This window comes from Hoylesella buccalis ATCC 35310 (genome assembly GCF_025151385.1).
Taxonomy (GTDB): Bacteria; Bacteroidota; Bacteroidia; order Bacteroidales; family Bacteroidaceae; genus Prevotella; species Prevotella buccalis.
On record NZ_CP102287.1, the window covers coordinates 2727244 to 2747999 of the forward strand.

At 47.2% G+C, this 20756-nt stretch carries 10 protein-coding genes; 9 read left to right on the forward strand and 1 reads right to left on the reverse strand.

Annotated elements, in window-relative coordinates; translation table 11 throughout:
- Positions 1-84 precede the first annotated feature (84 nt).
- The 6 genes from NQ518_RS11255 to NQ518_RS11280 all read left to right on the forward strand — a co-directional run bounded on the left by NQ518_RS11255 (position 85) and on the right by NQ518_RS11280 (position 11798).
- A complete protein-coding gene (locus NQ518_RS11255; RefSeq protein WP_227205285.1) occupies positions 85-4050 on the forward strand; it encodes a glycoside hydrolase family 76 protein in 3966 nt (1321 codons plus the stop codon).
- A gap of 174 nt (positions 4051-4224) precedes the next feature.
- Positions 4225-6495, forward strand: a complete 2271-nt coding sequence (gene priA, locus NQ518_RS11260; protein WP_227205283.1) for a replication restart helicase PriA — start codon at positions 4225-4227, stop codon at positions 6493-6495.
- Positions 6496-6642: 147 nt separating this feature from the next.
- Positions 6643-7653, forward strand: coding sequence for a TonB-dependent receptor (locus NQ518_RS11265; protein WP_227961825.1), 1011 nt, complete (start codon positions 6643-6645; stop codon positions 7651-7653).
- Positions 7632-9416, forward strand: a complete 1785-nt coding sequence (locus NQ518_RS11270) for a TonB-dependent receptor domain-containing protein (protein WP_227961823.1) — start codon at positions 7632-7634, stop codon at positions 9414-9416. The genes NQ518_RS11265 and NQ518_RS11270 overlap by 22 nt, the downstream gene beginning before the upstream one ends.
- Positions 9417-9440: 24 nt before the next feature.
- Complete coding sequence (locus NQ518_RS11275; protein WP_227205279.1) at positions 9441-10832, forward strand: hypothetical protein; 1392 nt, start codon at positions 9441-9443, stop codon at positions 10830-10832.
- 18 nt (positions 10833-10850) lie between these two features.
- Positions 10851-11798: a metallophosphoesterase gene (locus NQ518_RS11280; protein WP_227205277.1), complete on the forward strand. Its 948-nt coding sequence runs from the start codon at positions 10851-10853 to the stop codon at positions 11796-11798.
- A 163-nt stretch (positions 11799-11961) separates the two neighbouring features.
- Here the strand turns inward: NQ518_RS11280 and NQ518_RS11285 are convergent, their stop codons facing one another.
- The gene (locus NQ518_RS11285) at positions 11962-14025 is read right to left on the reverse strand and encodes an HD family phosphohydrolase (RefSeq protein WP_227205275.1); all 2064 of its coding nucleotides are present in this window, start codon (positions 14023-14025) and stop codon (positions 11962-11964) included.
- A gap of 214 nt (positions 14026-14239) precedes the next feature.
- On the opposite strand from NQ518_RS11285, the gene gltX reads away from it, so the two are divergent.
- From gltX to NQ518_RS11300, 3 genes are all read left to right on the forward strand, one after another.
- Positions 14240-15778, forward strand: coding sequence for a glutamate--tRNA ligase (gene gltX / locus NQ518_RS11290; protein WP_227205273.1), 1539 nt, complete (start codon positions 14240-14242; stop codon positions 15776-15778).
- Between the two features lie 35 nt (positions 15779-15813).
- Positions 15814-17031 (forward strand): 3-deoxy-D-manno-octulosonic acid transferase, encoded by a 1218-nt coding sequence (locus NQ518_RS11295; protein ID WP_227961821.1) that lies wholly within the window; start codon positions 15814-15816, stop codon positions 17029-17031.
- A 156-nt stretch (positions 17032-17187) separates the two neighbouring features.
- Positions 17188-20754, forward strand: coding sequence for a glycosyl hydrolase 2 galactose-binding domain-containing protein (locus NQ518_RS11300; protein ID WP_227961819.1), 3567 nt, complete (start codon positions 17188-17190; stop codon positions 20752-20754).
- Positions 20755-20756 lie beyond the last annotated feature (2 nt).

Sequence of the window (20756 nt, forward strand, 5' to 3'; positions counted from 1 at the left end):
TTTTTTCTCCTATTTATCAGATGGTTGTTGTATCTTTGCGGCAACACTAGATCTTAACAATATCATCAACCTATGATACCGACAATGAAGAAATTTTTATTACTAAGCGTGTTCTGTTCCCTCATGCACCTGGCTTGGAGTGCTGTGCTTGAGGGCAAGACTTACCGCATTGTTTCTGTTGGAGCGAAAGACAAGTCGCTTTTGATTGAAAACTCATCCTTGGCAAACAATGCTAACATCTTGCTGTGGACCGATATGAATGTGCCTTCTCAGCAATGGGAGGCGGTGCGCAATGACGACGGTTCTTTTGCATTCAAGAATGTATATAGTGGTAAGTTCTTGACCCGGAGAGGCGTGTTGGGCAAGACTTCACAATTGTACCAAACCACTTTCAGCACCTTTTCTTCCTCCAAATGGAGGGTAGAAGCCGTGGTGGGTCAGGCTGCTCAATATCAACTGGTACAGCAGGACGGCGGACAATTGTATTGTATCACCACCCCCAGCACGAATGATGGTGCGACATTGTCGGTTGATGTGGTTCAAAAAAATCAAACAGGTGGGGCCGAACCTTCTCAAATATGGCAGTTGGTGGAGGTTGAACCCATCAACAAAATCACTCGTGAGCTGAGAGATGAGGTGATGAATGGATGGACCAAACAGTTTGTGCGACCCCGTGGTGCCAACGTTTCGTTTGGCATTGGCGGCGGATGGGGCGATGCCGAAATGCTGGAAACCATGTTGGACGCGTACGAAACGTCTGGCCAAGAAGCGTATTTAGACCTATTTAAAAAAGGCTTCAACTATTTTAAGTCTAAGGTAAAGGACAATTGGTTGCGACACTTTTGGTTTGGGTATAGATGGAATGGACAAGATTTCAACGACGACGTGATGTGGATGATCATCGCTTCTGCTCGTGCCGGACTTCTCACTGGCTCAACCATCTACACCCAATTGGCTAAAAATAATTTTGACGCCATCTATCAACGGGCGTACAACCCATGGGGCATGCTGCGGTGGGCAGAACGCTCGGGCGACCGCAACGGCACCAACTCGTGTATCAACGGTCCGGCTGAAGTAGCCGCTTGTTATATTGCCATGGCCACAGGTGATGAAACCTATTATGCCAAAGCCCGCGACCTTTATGCCAAACAACGCCGGTATTTATTCAATGCGTCTACGGGACAAGTGTTTGATTCGTTTATCTGGGACGCGACAACCAATCTGCCTTCCAAGTACAATCGATGGGCCTCTACCTACAATCAAGGCACCATGTTGGGCGCAGCCGTCATGCTTTACAACCATTATGGCGACGAACAGTACAAGCAAGATGCAGAGCGAATCATGGAATACACCGTGAAGCATCTCTGTAACCAAGAAGGTATCATCAATGTTTGTCAAGTGGTGGACGGCGATTTATCAGGCTTTAAAGGCATTTTGATGCGCTATGTGCGAAAGTTCATCATCGATTTGAACAAGCCCGAGTATGTGGAATGGATGCAAAAGAACGCCATGCAGGCTTACAGCAACATGAATTCTCGTGGCGTGATTCACTCTGCATGGCTGACAAAGTCGCGTGAAGACTTTATGTTTGGTGACAAAAAAGTTGGCGAGCAGCCTTTTGGATGTTCCACAGCCGTGTCCGTAGCGTTCAATACACCACTGAACGACAGTCGTATTGTCAAGGATGCGTTTCAGCCTGTTCGCGCAGATGAATTTAATGCGATACAAGGTGTCTATTTGAAGGACAGCAATTCAGGAAAATCGCCCTTGGAGATTTCAAATATCAAGAATGATTATTATGTGGGATATAACTGGGTTGACTTTGGTGGCCAACCCGCAACTTCGGTGTCGTTCTATGTCTCCGAGTTGGGCAACGCCAGTTATCAATGTGCCATTGAGGTTCATTTAGACAGTATAGATGGCCCCTGCATCGGCACAGCTGCCATTCCCAACACGCCCGGTTGGAAGACCGTTACCGCACCTGTTGCACCGACAGACGGTATGCATCAGGTTTATTTGAAATTCGTGAACAAGGAGAATGTTGCGGCGGTGGATAACTTCAGGTTGGCTGAAATGCAGTTTGGTACCGATCGGGAAGCATTGCCTGGCGACATAACAGATAATGGTGGGCAGCTTAAGACCGATCAACAGGTGTACGACTTGGGCAGTTTGACCGATAATCGATTGACAACTTCGGCCACGGTGCCTGCTTTCAAAGGGCAAGCCATGTTCCATTATCGTTCTGTGGCACCCGCACTTTTGAAGGGATATGCGATAGGCAGTGGCACTGGTGACGCATCGTTTGATGCCAAAAGCTGGACCTTGCAGGGATCGAATGACGGTCAGACCTGGACAACGCTTGATACACAAGAAGCGCAAGCGTTTGCCATGCGTTGCCAAAACAAGCACTTCAGCGTGAATACCAACAAGACTTTTACGGATTATCGCCTACTCGTTACCGCAACAAACGGCGGCAAAGCGTTGCATATAGGCGAGTGGCAACTCCTGGGAACCTGCCTCTTGAGCGATGATATCACAGCCGATGGCGGCAGTATGATGCACCCAGAAGGTTCTTCGTTGATTGACAAAAACGCCTCTACCATGGCATCTTTTGACGCAAATCAGGATGTTGTGATTGAATATAAGGCTGCTGGAAGCTATGTGCTAACCTCCTATAGTTTGACTAACGGTGATTCAAAGGCTGCTGACAATCCAGCTGGTTGGGTACTCTACGGATCCAGTGATGGCCGAAACTGGACGGAGCTTGACCGCAAGCGCCATGAAACCTTCCCAGTTGAGCAGAGTACACAATTCTACACCGTTGCCTCTCAAGAAGCTTATAAGAGTTTCAGGCTGGTAATTACCGGCAACCATGGCGCCACCCATACGGCACTACATGAGTGGCAACTCATTGGAAAACTCATGTCGAGCGCTCCGCTTTATAACGATATTACCAAGAATGGCGGTAAGCTCACGGCATCCAATGGGGCCAATCATGCTGATTTGCAGGTGCTGACCGATAACAATGCCCGCACGTATGCAGAGCTACCGTTTAAGGACGAGGCATGGGTACAATACCAAACTCCCGAGCCAGCCCAGGTCAGGGCTTATTCTATTTGCATGGGTTATGATGCAGAAAAAGATCCGAGGACATGGCAATTGCAAGCATCTAACGATGGAACCAACTGGCGTGTGTTGCATCAAGGCAATGCGAGCAATGTCAAGGAAAAGGGAACCTTGCGTACTTTCAAAATGACCAATGACGACCCGTATGTTTATTATCGCTTGCTGGTGAAGAAAACAGCGCATGCAAGTGCCACTTCTGTTATGCTGGGTGAACTTCAACTCCATGGGCTGTGTGTGTCAAATCAAGATTTAACCAGTCAGGAAGGAGCCACATCCTGCTATGTTCCTGGTGTGAATGGTGGTGAAGCCGTTGATAAGTTGTTTGACAAGGCGGCATCCAGCAAATACTGTTTCAGCTTCTATGGCGAATCGTGGGTTGACTATCAGGCAGCAGAAGGCATGAAGGCCAATCTGTACAGCCTTACCTCAGCCAACGACAATCCTGATCGTGACCCGCAATCTTGGAAGGTGTTAGGCTCCCATGACGGCAACCATTGGGTGGTACTGGATGAGCGTAACGATGAGTTGTTCTACGATCGGCACACCACACAGTTCTATTCTTTCGACAATTCAGAACCCTATGCGTATTATCGTCTGCAACTCGATGAGAATAAAGGCGGGGAACTGTGCCAGATTTCAGAGTTCCAACTGTTCTATTCAGACGTGGTAGCAACCGGTGTGAATGCGATTCAGACGCCTCATCTGGCTGTCAAGGTTTATCCAAATCCTGTTATCGACTACCTCCATGTAGACCTTCCAACCGACGGACGCATTCAGGTGTTTGATTCACAAGGGTTCTTGATGGCTCAACAACGTGCTCAGAAAGGTAACAATCAGGTTGATTTTGCAAGCGTAGCCCCTGGACTATACTTGGTAAAAGTGGTTTGTGGCACACAAACGAAGACCTTTAAAGTGGTGAAATAACATCTGAAAAGTGTCAAGATATTGGGTGTTTTTAAAACTTGTATTCTATCGAAAAATAGGTGGAACACAAGTTTTAAAAACACCTTTTTTAGGTCTTTTACAACCCATCAGTTTGAGTTTGGGCGGCTATTTTTTTGTTCTTTCTCTCGTTTGTCTTAACTTTGTGGCATGCTCATGAAGTATGTAGATGTCATTGTTCCGCTGCCTTTGGAAGGCACGTTCACCTATTCGGTTCCTCACAACTTGGCCGAGCGGGTGCGGTTTGGCGTGCGTGTGGCCGTGACGTTTGGTGCCTCGAAAGTGCATACCGCCATTGTGGTGAGGGTGCATCAGGACAAACCCGCCTTTAACGTTAAAGACATCGTTGACGTGATTGATGACCAACCCATGCTTCTGGAGCAGCAATACCAGCTGTGGCAGTGGCTGTCGGGGTACTACATGGCCCCGCTCGGCGACGTGTACAATGCCGCTCTGCCCGCCGGACTGAAGGTGGAGGAGAACTATAAGCCTCGTACGGAGACGTATATTGACCTGTGCGAGCCGCTGCGCAACGAGCAATCGCTGAATGTGGCCCTTGACCTGTTGAAGCGAGCGCGCAACCAGCGAGAGGCTCTCATGCACTTCTTGCGCATCTCACACTGGGAAACGATAGAAGGAACGCAGACGGCGGAGCCGGTGGTGGACATCACCCGGGAGGAGTTGATGAACGTGTCGCGCTGTTCGTATGCCGTGATCAAGAGCCTGGTGGAGCGTAAAATACTGTTCACCTACGAGCGGGAGGTAGGACGGCTCAATGATCATGGGGAGGAACATCTTGAAAATGTAAAACGTTTGAATGAGGCTCAGCAAGAAGCGTACAACCAAATTGTTTTTCAATTTCTCAAGAAAAACGTGGTTTTACTGCATGGCGTCACCTCCAGTGGCAAAACCGAAATCTACATACACCTTATTAAAAAGGCACTCGAGGAAAAGAAGCAGGTGCTGTATCTGTTGCCGGAGATAGCCCTCACGGTGCAAATTACCAGTAGGCTAAGACATGTGTTTGGCAACAAACTGGGCATCTACCATTCTAAATATAGCGATGCCGAACGTGTTGAAATATGGAAAAAACAGCTTTCGCACCATCCCTACGAGGTGATATTGGGCGCGCGCAGTGCCGTGTTTCTGCCTTTTCAGCGGCTCGGGTTGGTGATCATTGATGAAGAACACGAAACTTCTTTCAAGCAACAAGACCCTTCGCCACGCTATCATGCACGGTCGGCAGCCATCGTATTGGCAAGGATGTATGGCGCGAAGACCTTGTTAGGGACGGCCACACCGTCGGTGGAAAGCTATTATAACGCCTGCCAGGGCAAATATGGACTGGTGACCTTGACCTCGCGGTACAAGGACATTCAACTGCCGGAGATTAGGGTAGTGGACACGAAGGATCTGCAACGGCGCAAGATGATGACGGGACCTTTCTCGCCACCGCTTATCGCTGCGGTGAATGAAGCGTTGAAGAATGGGCAGCAAGTGATACTGTTTCAGAACCGACGCGGCTTCGCACCGATGATAGAGTGCCGCACTTGCGGTTGGGTTCCCAAGTGTACCAATTGTGATGTGTCGCTCACCATGCACAAAAGCATGAACTTGTTGACCTGTCATTATTGTGGTTACACCTATCGCATACCCACGGTTTGTCCCGCATGTGGCGGCACCGACCTGCGTGGTCGTGGCTTTGGAACGGAGAAAGTGGAGGAGTATGTGGGACAATTGTTCCCCGAGGCGCGTGTCGCCCGCATGGACTTAGACACCACGCGCACCCGCAATGCCTACGGAAGGATTATCGATGATTTCTCTTCCGGTCGCACCAATCTGCTCATCGGTACGCAGATGGTGAGCAAAGGGCTCGACTTCGACCGGGTTAGCGTGGTGGGAATACTCAACGCCGACGCCATGCTGAACTATCCAGACTTTCGCGCTTACGAACACGCCTTCATGATGATGGCGCAGGTAAGCGGCAGGGCTGGGCGTAAAGGACAGCGGGGAAAAGTGTTCTTACAGACCAAAAACAAGGACTTGGCCATCATCAGACAGGTTGTAGGGAATGACTATCAGGGATTTTATGAGGCACTGTTGGAAGAACGGAGAATGTTTTCTTATCCGCCCTTCTATCGGTTGGTATACGTTTTTTTGCGTCACCGGCACGACGATGTGGTAGAAACGGCCGGCATAGAGATGGGCAGTAGGCTCAGACAAGGGTTGGGTGACCGTATTTTAGGTCCTGACAAACCTTCGATAGCGCGCGTTAAAAACCTGCACATCCGCAAGATTGTCATCAAACTGGAGAACGGCATTGACCAAAAGGCTGTGCGCCTTTACTTGCGTACCGTGCAGCAACAGCTCTTGCAGGACAAGCGTTATGCCGCCCTGCAAGTGTACTATGACGTGGATCCGCTGTAAATATCGTTGGACGATATTGCTTCTTTTTTAAGCGAGATAGATGAAAATATCCCGCTTTTCTTTTTCATGGTGATGAAATATTTCTTTTACATGATTGTAACATCTATGTCCTAATTTTGCACTCGTAAAAGTGAACAAGCTAACGATATGAAGAAGATTGTTTTAACGACAGTGCTGATTTTAGGCATCATTCCTGTCTGTTTTGCTGATTCTTTGACGGGTGTAGTGAAAGATAAGTCGACAGGTGAGACGCTCATTGGTACCGTAGTTCAAGTGAAAGGTGAGAAACATCATGCCACCTCTACAGGCTTGGACGGTTCTTTCGTGTTGAAAGATCTGCCCAATCAAGGCACCATTACGTTGATAGCCAGCTATATTGGTTATCAATCCAAGGAGGTTCAGGTGGATATGTCCACAGGAAAGTCCGTTCATCTGGAGCTGGAACCAGAACTACAAGAACTAAAAGAAGTGGTTGTCAAGGGATTTCGAACAAAAGACACCGATGTAAGTGCTTATGCGATGGTGAAAAATTCGTCGCAAGTACTCAACGTGATGAGTGCACAAGCCATTCAGGTGTCACCTGATGTCAATGTGGCAACAGTGCTGCAACGTGTCTCTGGCGTAACAATGCAGCACGATGCGTCGGGTGAAGCCTCGTATGCCATTCTAAGAGGAATGGACAAAAGGTACAATTATACCTTGGTTAACGGCGTGAAAATACCCAGTCCTGATGACAAAAATCGCTATATTCCCTTGAATATCTTCCCTTCAGATTTGATGGACAGGATAATTGTCTCTAAGTCGCTCACTGCCGATATGGAAGGCGATGCTGCGGGTGGCGTGGTAGATATGAATATGAAAGATGCGCCAGGCAGTTTCAGACTTCAAGCGAATGTAGCAACAGGGGCAAGCGATTTCTTTTGGCAAGGCGATAAAACACAATCTCCATTCGGACAAATCAGTTACGATTTTTTAAGTGCGAAGCGTGGAAATACTACCTCTACGGCACCATACGAGCGTTATGGAAGTACGTATGATGCGACCAATGCCGACTTTAAGAATGGTGGAACGCAGCTTTCACGCCGCAGAGTACCAATGCCAAACGTCCACGCAGGCATCTCTATCGGCAATCGTTTTTGGATAAAAAGCTTGGCGTGATATTTGCTACCAACCTGCAGAATACGTATCGTGGCACCGAACGTGAGCTCAATAAGGAGGTGATGGCTAACGGTGAGGAAGCTGCCTATATCAGTGCCATCAAGAAGAGGCTCTATTCCATCCACGATCTCAACCTGGGCGTGCATGGAAAGATTGACTTCACACTTGATAATCATAAGATAGAGTGGTATAATATGTACGTGCGTCGTCAAGCGGACAATACACGCTACAGCATGGATATCACGACTGACTACGACTTTGACCTTGCAAATGGCAACTGGACACGTGCGGATGAGATGCGTACTCTGACACAAACGCAGAATATCTTTGCATCAAATATCAAGGGAACGCATCATTTCACGCGTAACCTCACTGTAGATTGGGCAGGACTTTTCGCAGATGCCAGAGAGAAAGATCCTGACCGTATCTATACCACTATCAAGAACACGGTGACAGGAGGCAAGGTTACTAAGATATTCCCAGCATCACAGGAGCGTCGTTTCCAGCATAACGACGATAAGGACTGGACGGGTTATGTCAATCTTTCGTGGGCGACTCCTTTCAGAGAAGGACTGAAAGCGGTGTGGAAAACAGGTGCTATGTATCGCAACAAGAAGCGTAACAATCGATATTACTCTTACATATCTGTACCCTCAGATAATGGTATCCTGCTGCCTTCTAATGATATTGATGCGTTTCATGGAATTGACTGGACACTCAAAACACCTCGTTCGCAAGCCTCACAACTCAATTACGACTCTAAAGAACGAATAGGTGCTATCTACGGTATGGTAACACTTACTTCGCCAATCTATGAGTTGGTTGCTGGATTTCGTGCCGAGCATACCAACCAACTATACACAATGTTGCAACGTTTTGAGACAACGGGTTCTCTTGGTGAACAGTCGTATTGGGATTATCTGCCGTCTGTTTCATTTCGCTGGACCTTCAAGGATAAGATGAATCTACGCTTTAGTTATTACAAAAGCATCAACCGCCCTGGATTCTATGAGCTTGTGCCTTATCAGGTGGATGGTGAGGACTACACAGAGAAGGGTAATCCGTTATTAAAATGTGCACGTATTGACAACCTCGATCTGCGTTGGGAGTGGTTACCATCGCAAGATGAACAGGTGCTTTTGGGTGTTTTTTATAAGTATCTCAAAGACCCGATTGAGACAACTTTCGATGTAGACCAGCGTCAGGGTAATGCCAGCTACTATATGCCTCAAAACCTTGGTAACGCTAGAAATTATGGTATTGAGCTTGATGTGGTGAAGTATATCCGCCACTTTGGATTCAAGGCCAACTATACTTATACGCATTCAGCCATCACCACGACCAAGAAACGCTATATTGCAAAGAATCAAGTGGAGAATGTTGATCAAACGAGGCCACTTATCAATCAGGCACCACATACCGCTAATTTATCTTTGCTTTATAAAGATACGCAACATGGGTGGAATGGACAATTGGCAGCAGCCTATACTGGGACACAACTAGTATTAGTATCTCCCTATTATGACTCAGACGAATGGGAAAAGCATCTCTTTTCGCTTGACCTGAGTGGGGAGAAGCGTTTCAACAATGGCATATCCTTATTTGTTAAAGCCAACAACCTACTAAACTCCAAACGCGAAAGATACCTAAAAACCGTTAATGAGTTTAATACCAAGATACCAGGACAACCAAACGACCGTACCATTGTAGGAACCTACAAATATGGACGCACATTTCTGGTTGGAGTGAGAGTAAATTTGTAATTATCAACTTTTGTAAAATTCAATATGAAGAGATTTAATTTGTTTGTAAGCATATTAGCTGTAGCCCTTATGGGAGGCATGAGTTCGTGTGAAAATGAAAACATTAATCCATACGATTACGCTGCCAAAACCGATACGATAACCATCAATACTGGTGACGCAAATACAGTGAAGACGACCATAGCCTCTTATCCCACAGGCTCTATCGTTTGGTCACATGACACTACACTCACCTCTTCGTTCAAGATTCCTGCAGGTGCTTCCCTCTATATCGAGCCTGGTGTGAAGGTCACAGTCAGCTCGAAGCCCTTGGAAGATCATCCTATAGAGATTGTGGCATTAGGAAACCTTTACGCTATGGGCACGAAAGAGAAACCGGTAGTCATCAGTTCGGATACAGGCAAGCCCAACGACTGGGGTGGTATCATCTGTGGATACGATTGTGAAGAGGTGGTGTTAAGCCATACTGAGATAGCCCATGCTGGTGCTACTCCCACGGAAAGCTCCCTTTCTTTTCAAAACAAATTGTTCAAGACCACCATTGATGGCGGGGTTCCTGCGTTCCATTTCTGCAATACCAAAGGTCGCTTTGCTGTCGTTAACTGTTTCTTCCATGACAATTACAATGACCAGACTTATTTCACAGGTGGTAATGGAATTATTTATGGGTCCGTGTTTGCCGATAGTGGTAACGAGAGTGATGGCGGTGAAGCTATCAATGTGAAATCGGGATGCATACTCGACATTGCCTACAACCTGATATACAATGCCTGTACCAATGCGTTTAAGCTTTCTGGGTCGGGCGTAGAGAAAAACTTTGCATCGAAACTTGTCATCTACAACAATACAGCTATTGACTGCGGATGGCGCCGAACGAAGAATAAGAAAGGTGGAAATGTATGGATCGAGAAAGCTATTGCGCCCGTTTTTGTGAATAATTTAATGGTTGACAACCGTTATGGAATCCGTCAACCTGGTAAGGATGGGGCTGATATAGACAACAGTGTGCTTTCTCCCAATTATTTCTTTGCATCCACAAATACAGGAGTGAAACAGCAAGGTAAAGACTTCAAGATGATAGTTTGGAATGACAACAATCTCACCAGTCATGCTCCAGAGGATTTATCCAAATTATTTATTAAGTTTACTCAAAACGATAAGATGAATATCAACTGTGAGAGCGATGATCCTGCTAATGGAGCTCCATTGAAATGGAACCCAGCCTGGGACTTTCATCTTAAGCCTGGCGCGCCTCAACTCATTGGTGCACTTTCGGCAGTGAAGCCTAACTTTCCCCGTGGATTGGCTTTCTTTGGCATGAAGAAAGTAAAATGGGTGAGCAATACTGATGACCAAAATTATTATTTCTCTTCATCCGTGGCCAGCAACTTCTTTGGAGCATTTGGCGCAAAATAAACATCAATCAACATGAAAATGAACAAGTTTTTCAAACAGATACTATTTGTTGTTACCTTACTTTTTTCTTTCATTTCCTCTCAAGCACAAACCCCTGCTGATTGGAAACAAATGAAAGCTTCTGTCAACCTGTATTGGGTGAACGATATGGGACGTAATGGTTATTACGACCAGAAAACTATCGCGCAACTGATGGGTACTATGGCGGAAACTGTTGGCCCCGAGGCAGTGATTGCTGTAGGTGATATTCATCATTTCAATGGCGTACAAAGCGTTACCGATCCTTTGTGGATGACAAATTATGAGCTAATCTATTCTCATCCAGAGCTGATGTGTTTTTGGTATCCTGTTTTGGGTAATCACGAATATCGTGGCAATACCCAAGCTGTACTCGATTATGCTCACGTGAGTCGTCGATGGGTAATGCCAGCTCGATACTACTCCAAAGTATTCGAAGGTGATGGGTGTACGGTGCGAATCGTTTTTCTCGACACTACTCCCCTTATCAGTAAATATAGAAAGAATGTCGAAACTTATCCTGATGCTCATTTACAAAACCTTGAACAAGAGCTGGCATGGTTGGACAGTACGTTGACTGCTGCACACGAAGATTGGGTGATTTGTGTGGGTCATCATCCCATCTATGCACAGACTTCGAAGTCGGATAAAGAACGTGCCGACATGCAGAAATATCTTTTGCCCGTGCTTCAGCGACATTCCAATGTGTCGGTATATGGCTGTGGGCATATACACAACTTTCAATATATCAAGAAGAAAGGTGACAATATAAACTATTGGGTCAACTCTGCAGCAGCTCTCTCACGTCCTGTACAGCCAACAGATGGCACCCATTGGTGCGATGCATCCACAGGATTTACAGTGATTAGTGCCAACAAACAACAACTCACCCTCTATGCCATCAACAAGGATGGTAAGATTCTGTACACCCTTCCTGTGAAAAAGTAGCTATATTTGTTGCATTACATGTATTTTATCGAACAATCTATATGCCTACGTGTCCGTGAACGAGCGTAGGCATATAGATTATTTGTCTATGACTCCAAGGTCATGGTCTGTATCAAATGTTTCCGCTGAGGTAGAGTCTACATCTAACTTGTAGAGGCCTCTTTTAATTCGTGCTGCTAACTTTCTCTTCCGGATACGATATTCGTGTGTGGTAAATGGCCTTCAGTCGTTCTATCAATACCTGCTTGGCTTGCAACACATCCCTGAAGGTAATGGGGCAATCGGTGAAGGCACCGCGCTTCACTTGTCCGTCAATGATTTTGTTGGTAAGCTCTGTGATGCTCTCTTCCGTGTACTCGGGAAGTGAACGGGAGGCAGCCTCAACAGAGTCGGACATCATCAAGATGGCTTGTTCGCGCGTGAAAGGATCGGGACCAGGATAGGAGAATGGTGTAGGATCTACCTCCTCATCGGGATGTTCGTTCTTGTATTGTATGTAAAAATAACTTGCCGTACTGGTGCCATGATGGGTCAAGATGAAGTCTTTGATAAAGGATGGCAGGTTGTTTCGCTCAGCCAATTTCACGCCGTCAGGCACATGACTCACGATGATGCGGGCGCTCTCCTTCGGCGATAGACCCTCGTGTGGGTTGGCTCCCACTTGATTTTCGGTGAAAAAAGCGGGGTTGTTCATCTTCCCAATGTCATGATACAAGGCGCCGGTACGTACCAATAGGGCGTTGGCCTCAATCTTGTTGGCAATCTCAGCGGCGAGGTTGGCCACGGTAATGGAGTGCTGGAAGGTGCCGGGAGCTATCTCGCTGAGGTCGCGAAGGATGCCCCGGTTGGTGTTGGACAGCTCGAATAGCGTGACATTGGACGTGAAGCCAAACATCTTTTCGATGACATACATCAGTGGATAAGACAGCAACAGCAGTACGGCATTAGCGGCAAAGTGGTAATACATGTCGATGTCAAGCTTGTCGAGCGAGCTGTTTTGCATGAGCTGTAGCGCGAAATAAACCACTGCATACGACAGTCCTACGAGGATAGCTGTCTTGAATACCTGCGAGCGTTGTGTGAGTTCGCGTAGGGAATAGATGGCTACCAGGGCCGCAACGATTTGCATAATGATAAATTCGTATTGATATTTCACCGCTGCTGCACAGATCAAGATGATGATGCACTGTGTGACAAACGCCGTTCTTGAATCCATGAACATGCGCACGAAGATGGCTGCGGTGGCCAATGGCAAGATGTACACGCTGAACAAACTGTGCTTCATCATCAGTGAAACAAGGATGGGAAACAATGCGATGAGTACATAAAGCATCATGATGCTGCGCGGCTTGCTGAAATAGTCTTTGCGGAAAAGCGACAGATAGACCGTGAACAGAATGATGAGGATGCTGACATAGAGCAGTTGGCCATAGAAAGTAGTCTTGGTTTCTTGGTCAGAAACGTTTCTGCGCTTCATCTCTCGCTCGTATGAGTTCAATACCCGATAGGTGTATTCGTCAACAATGTCGCCCCGGTCGATAATCTTTTGTCCGCTGATCATCATGCCGCTGGCTATTGGAATGCTACTCAAAAGGTCGTTGAGCTCCGTTTCACTTCGGTCTTTGTCATAAATCAAGTTGGGCTGTAGGTAGAAGTTGAGGTTGCATCGCTGCAACAATTGGCGATAAGGAGCCAGCTTGTTGTCGGCAAACAGTTGTTCGTAGGCCGATAAGGTAGAGTAAACGCAATTGACTTGAACGCTCTGTGCCGCCTTGCCATTTACCACTCTGACCATGTTGGTCGAGTCTTTTGCGAACCGATTATATTCGGGTGTGTTGATAATGCCTGCCTGATAGAGTCGATGGAAACGATCCAAAAGGATGTGCATGTAGGCCGCTGGCAAGCCTGGCACGCCCAACTTGAAGTCGTTTTTGAACCGTTCTATCTGCTCTTTCTCCACACTTGCCTTATAATTGAAGTAAGGTTGGAAATACTGCATCAGCGAGTCTTTCTCCTGTTGGATGGCTTCATCTGTCTTATAGATGGGGAAATCGAAGGTGGCAATGAATGAATGATACATCCAAGGCTTGTCCACATCGTAATGAAACTGCTGCGACGTGTCGCGTGGAAGGCTCCATACAATGAGTACAACGGTCACCACCACGAGTATTATCCTCGTTAATATGCTTTGCCAGTTTTGCGAATTTGCTATGTTAAATTTACTCATTTTGTCACTAAAAATAGATATCTTGTTCTGAAACGTGTTGATGGATGGGATGTAATCCCTGTAAGGCTCGTGTGTGCGTCATGAACCTTTTGTCAGCTCATGATACAGGGTCTTTCGGCCTACTATCATGCGAAAATACAAAAAAAATACGGCATACTGCAAAAAAATGACTACTTTTGCACAAAATTTAATATCTTATCTTCATTTATTTAAAATGGCAGAAAGAAAAGTAAGGGTGCGTTTTGCACCCAGTCCTACCGGTGCTTTACATATTGGTGGAGTACGAACAGCGTTGTATAATTATCTTTTCGCACGTCAACATGGTGGCGATCTCGTGTTTAGAATCGAGGACACCGACTCTCATCGTTTCGTTCCCGGAGCCGAAGAATATATCCTCGAGTCATTCAAATGGTTGGGTATCCAGTTCGATGAAGGTGTTTCTTTCGGCGGAGAGCATGGGCCCTACCGTCAAAGCGAGCGTCGCGAGACTTACAAGACGTACGTTCAGCAGTTGCTGGATGCAGGTAAGGCTTATTATGCTTTTGACACTCCGGAGGAGTTGGAGGCCAAAAGAAACGAATTAAAAAACTTCCAATATGATGCTCATACGCGCATGCAGATGCGCAATTCATTAACCATGACGCCCGATGAGTGCCAACAACGCATCGCGGATGGTGAGCAGTATGTGGTGCGCTTCTTAGTTGAACCTGGCCGTGAGATACATGTGCAGGACTTGATTCGTGGCGAAGTGATTGTCAAGAGCGACATCCTTGATGATAAAGTGTTGTACAAGAGTGCTGACGAACTCCCCACTTACCATTTGGCCAACATTGTTGACGACCATTTGATGGAGATTACACACGTCATCAGAGGTGAGGAATGGTTGCCCAGTGCACCCCTGCATGTGTTGCTCTACGAGGCGTTTGGCTGGACCGACACCATGCCTTCGTTTGCCCATCTGCCCCTGTTGCTCAAGCCGGAAGGCAAAGGTAAACTGTCAAAGCGTGATGGTGATCGGCTGGGATTCCCTGTCTTTCCGCTGGAATGGCACGACCCCAAGACGGGTGAAGTGTCGTCTGGATTCCGCGAGAGCGGTTATTTCCCCGAGGCTGTTGTGAACTTCCTCGCTCTTTTGGGATGGAATCCGGGAACCGATCAAGAGATTTTTTCACTCAACGAGCTGGTTGAGGCCTTTGACATCACACGCTGTTCCAAGGCCGGAGCTAAGTATGATTACCAAAAAGGCATTTGGTTCAACCACGAATACATGTTGCAAAAGAGCGATGATGAGATAGCCGATCTCTTCGCACCCATCGTTGCCAACAACGGCGTTGATGAGTCGATGGATCGCATCCGACAGGTGGTTCACATGATGAAAGACCGTGTCGACTTCGTAAAAGAGCTTTGGCCGTTGTGTTCTTTCTTCTTCGTAGCGCCGCTGGAGTATGACATGAAGACGGTTCGCAAGCGTTGGAAACCCTATTCGGCAGAGCAGATGACCGAGTTGGCCGATTTGTTGGAAGGCCTTGACGATTTCTCTATTGAGAATCAAGAGCAGCATGTCATGAACTGGGTCAAAGAGAAAGATTACAAATTGGGTGATGTCATGAATGCGTTCCGTCTGACTTTGGTCGGAATAGGCAAAGGCCCGGGCATGTTCGACATCTCGGCTTTCCTAGGTAAGAACGAAACATTAAGGCGTTTGCGCAAGGCTATCGAGGAGATTCCCACCGTGGCTTCTCATCTTGCCTGATGCAAAAACGCTGAATAGGAAAACCTCTTTGCATCGTGTATCAAGTAGCCATATACCTCTATCTGTGCGGTGTTGCCGTGGCCAGTATCTTCAGTAAGAAAGTTAAGAAGATGTGGAAGGGCGAACGCCAGGCCCTTGATATCCTCAAGAGCAAGGTCAATCCCAACCATCAATACATCTGGTTTCATGCCGCTTCGTTAGGTGAATTTGAACAAGGGCGGCCGTTGATAGAGCGAATCCGCGCCGATTATCCTGAATATAAAATACTACTGACATTCTTTTCGCCTTCGGGTTACGAGGTGAGGAAGAACTATGAGCATGCCGACATTGTGTGCTATCTGCCCATAGACACCATTCGCAACGCACGCAGGTTCTTGAGGACGGTGCGTCCGTGCATGGCCTTTTTCATCAAATACGAGTTTTGGTACAATTACCTGCACATCCTCAAGCACCGCAATGTACCCGTTTACAGTGTCAGTAGCATCTTCCGAGAGCATCAAATTTTCTTCCGTTGGTATGGCAAAAGTTATGCAGGCGTCTTGAGATGTTTTACGCATTTCTTTGTCCAAAACGAAAAGAGCAAACATTTGCTTCACACGATAGGGATAGATACGGTCGATGTCGTAGGCGATACTCGCTTCGATAGAGTGTTGCAAATCAAGGAGAAAGCTCAGCAACTCCCGATAGTTGAGGCTTTCAAAGCAGATAAAAAAGTGTTTGTAGCAGGCTCAAGTTGGGCGCCAGACGAAGATATTTTTATTCCTTTCATGAATGAATGTAAGGATTGGAAAATGATCATCGCCCCCCATGTCATCAGCGAAGAGCATTTGAAGCGTATTGAAGAAAAATGCAAAGGAAAGACGGTTCGTTACACAGCAACAACACCCGAAGAAGCTGCACAAGCTCAATGCTTGTTAATCGACTGCTTCGGACTGCTATCGAGTGTTTATCATTATGGTGAGGTGGCGTACGTTGGTGGAGGCTTTGGGGTAGGAATACACAATGTGTTAGAAGCCGTTGTATGGAAAATGCCCGTACTTTTTGGTCCTAATCATCAGCGTTTTCAAGAAGCGCAAGAACTGATTAAGGCGAAGGGAGGGTTCGAAATCGCGGATAGTTCTTCGTTTGCACGTATGATGCAACAGTTTATGACTCAGCAAGAGTACTTGCGTTTGAGTGGCGAAGCGGCTGGTAGTTATGTGGAATCAAAGACGGGTGCTACCCATAAGATTTTGAAGCAAATAGATTTGTAAATCAATCTACCTTTGCAAAAAGGATACCGTTTGACTTTCAATAAAACGATATAGTGTAAAAGGTTAACTTATTTTCTTGAGTTAACCTTTTGTGTTCTTGTACATTATGCTTATTTTTGTCAAACAATCAACAATTAATTTTCAACGACATACGATATGATACGGTATTCACGGTATTTTTATGGCTTTTTGGTAGTGATGACTTTTTGGGTACAATTTGCTTTTGCACAAACCTATACTCGTGGCATTGGCATTTATCCAGGGCGTGTGCAAGAGGCTTATGTGCCTACGTTAGTGCAGGATGACACCTACCGTAACATCGCTTTGCATCGCAAGGCTTTCCACTCTTCATCGTATGATTACAACCTAACGGCACAATTGCTCACCGATGGCATTATCACTCGTCAAGGGCCAGCCTATCTGGTGACGACCACCAATAGTGGCGTTTTGCCCCTTCGAGAACGCGAATGGGCCATTGATGGCGGAGAGTACACCCGCAACATCTTGATGGGTAGCCGGGCAAAGTTAGAGTACCACTGGCAGGGAATGGGTATCAAGGCCAACCAAGTGAAGCTGTTTGCCAGCGTGGCCTATCACCCCGAAGAGGTCAAGAATGGATTTTCCATCAAGGTGATGGGTAAGAATCGCAAAGGACAGTGGGTGGTGTTGGACGAAAAACGTGGAAACACATTGCCCGGAGAGGCTTCGAAATACAGGGCACACAGTGACCCTAACAAGAATACGGGGGGTGACTTGTTGCCTACGCGAAAGGTCAATATCAGCTTCAATCTCAACACCAAGGATAAAACTTTCAGCGACCTTCGCTTGGCGTTGGACATGGATGGCGCTGCTTATTGGACCGTTACCGAACTGAAGTTTTATCAGGATGGACGGCCAATGACCGACCTGTTGCCTTCTTCAGTCTTCAACAGCTGTTGGATGAGTGCGGGAGGCGGCAACCAATGGGTGTATGTTGATTTGGGCGTGAAGGCCTCTTTTGACAAAATTCGTTTGCATTGGGTGCAAAAAGCCATGCAAGGAGAGCTTGAAGTGTCTGATGATGCCCAGCGATGGCGACCGCTATGTAAGTTGTCTTCCAAGAATGTGACCCTCGATGAGTACGACTGCAAGGCCACGGCCCGATATGTGCGAGTGAACATGCAGGGCGCACGGGCGGGACAACGCTATGCGCTCAGTGAGTTGGAAGTGATGGGTCGCGGGGGATTGGTGGCGCATCCCAAGGCAGAAAACCGTCTGGATGGCAACCTACTTTCGCTCAATGGTGGACAATGGCGATTGCAGCGTGCCTCGCAAGTGCGGGCAACGGGCGAACAAATTGCGCAAGCAGCCTTTGACGACAGCAAGTGGATAACGGCCACAGTTCCTGCCACGGTGCTGTCGAGCTATATGAACATCGGCGCCATACCCTATCCAAACTATGCCGACCATCTGTTCATGATTTCCGAATCGTTCTTTAATTCCAACTTTTGGTATCGTCGTTCGTTCCACGTTCCCCAGGCTATGTTGGGCAGACATGTGTTCCTGAACTTTGATGGCATCAATTGGAAGGCTGACATCTACCTCAATGGAAAGAAGGTTGATCGCATGGAAGGAGCGTTCGTTCGTGGAAGAATCGACGTCAGCAAACTGCTCGTGTCGGGAGAGAACGTGCTGGCCGTGGAGATTGTGAAGAATCAACATCCAGGTGCTGTCAAGGAAAAGAATGAGATGAATACCGACTTTAATGGGGGAATCTTGGGTTATGACAATCCTACGTTCCATGCCACGATTGGGTGGGACTGGATCTCTACCATCCGTGGTCGTAACATCGGTATTTGGAATGACGTGTATCTGTCTGCTGAAGGTGGGGTGAGTTTGGCGGATCCAGTGGTGACTTCGTGCTTGAACCTGCCGGATACGCTGGCCACGGTCACACCGTCCGTCGTACTGAAAAACAACGAATCGCATGCTGTGACAGGACGGTTGAGGGGCTGGATAGGCGAGGTGATGTTTGAAAAAACCGTGACGTTGCCCGCATTGGCCACGGTGGAAGCAACGTTTGACCCATCGAAATTCGCCGATTTGAAGAACCGTCGCCTGCGCTTGTGGTGGCCCAACGGTTATGGAACACCTTATCTTTACGACGCTGGATTTACGTTTGAGGTGGGCGGAAAGGTGTTGGACGAGCTGACGTTCAAGGCCGGGATTCGTGAAATGGGATATCGGGATGTTGATACCCGACTAACGATGTATGTCAATGGGAAACGCTTCGTACCACTGGGAGGCAACTGGGGCTTCAGTGAGAGCAATCTGAACTATCGGGGTAGGGAATACGATATTGCCGTGAAGTATCACCGCGATATGAATTATAACATGATACGCAACTGGGTAGGGCAGACCGGTGATGAGGAGTTTTACGAGGCTTGTGACCGCTATGGCATTATGGTGTGGCAAGATTTTTGGCTGGCTAATCCTGCTGATGGACCCGATCCGATGGACGAGGACATGTTTCTGAAGAATGCAAAGGATTATGTGTACCGCATTAGAAAGCATCCGAGTATCGGTTTGTACTGTGGACGAAATGAGGGTTATCCACCCGAAACGATCGATAGGGCGCTGCGTCAATTTGTACAGACGTTGCATCCAGGACTTTGTTATGTGTCAAGTTCGGCCGATGATGGCATCAGTGGGCATGGTCCATACCGTGCCTTGCCTGCGAAAGAATACTTTGAAAAGCAGACTGGTAAGCTGCATTCGGAGCGTGGAATGCCAAATGTCATGACCTTCGAAGGACTTTCGAGAACACTAAGTCCAGAGGCTTTATGGCCTCAGAATGCACAATGGGGACAGCATGACTACACGTTGCAAGGAGCACAGCAAGGAGATTCGTTCAACAAAATCATCGAAAAGGCGTTCGGAAAGGTGCAAAACGCCAAGCAGTTCACCGCTCTTGCGCAGTGGGTGAACTATGAAGGCTATCGTGCCATGTATGAGTCAGGAAGCAAAGAACGGTTGGGATTGTTGATATGGATGAGCCATTCGTGTTGGCCCAGCATGACTTGGCAGACATACGACTACTACTTTGAACCTACAGCCGCTTTCTTTGGCGTGAAAAAAGCATGCGAGCCGTTGCATATTCAGTGGAATGCAAGCACGCGAAACATGGAGGTTGTCAACCTAAATAAAGTGGTGCACGGGACCTTGAGGGCACAATGTGAGGTGCTGGATATCCATGGCAAGCGACTTTCATCTCATGAGATGGCGTTGCAGAGCAAGCCTGACACGACCGTTGTCTGCACTAAAATAGAAGAGCCTGACATGCCAGGGACGGTCTACTTTTTGAAGATGAAATTGATAGATGATAACAACCAGGTGCTTTCAGACAACTTCTATGTGTGCTCTACCGATGAAGGAAACTTGCAAGAACTAAGGCGTTTGCCCATGGTAACGTTGACCACGCATGTTAAATGGGAAGGAAATCAGGCAACGGTTGTGCTGAAAAACGAGAGTGACACACCCGCCATGATGAACCGCATCAACTTAAAAGGCAACGATGGCCTGCAAATTTTGCCGGTTGATTATAGTGACAATTATTTCCACCTGATGCCCGGTGAACAGAAAACGGTGACCGTAAAGTGGAAAAAAGAGGATACTCGTGGTTGCGAACCGTTGTTGGAAATATCGGGAATGAATGTAAATTTGAAAGAGATGTCTGTGCGCTGATC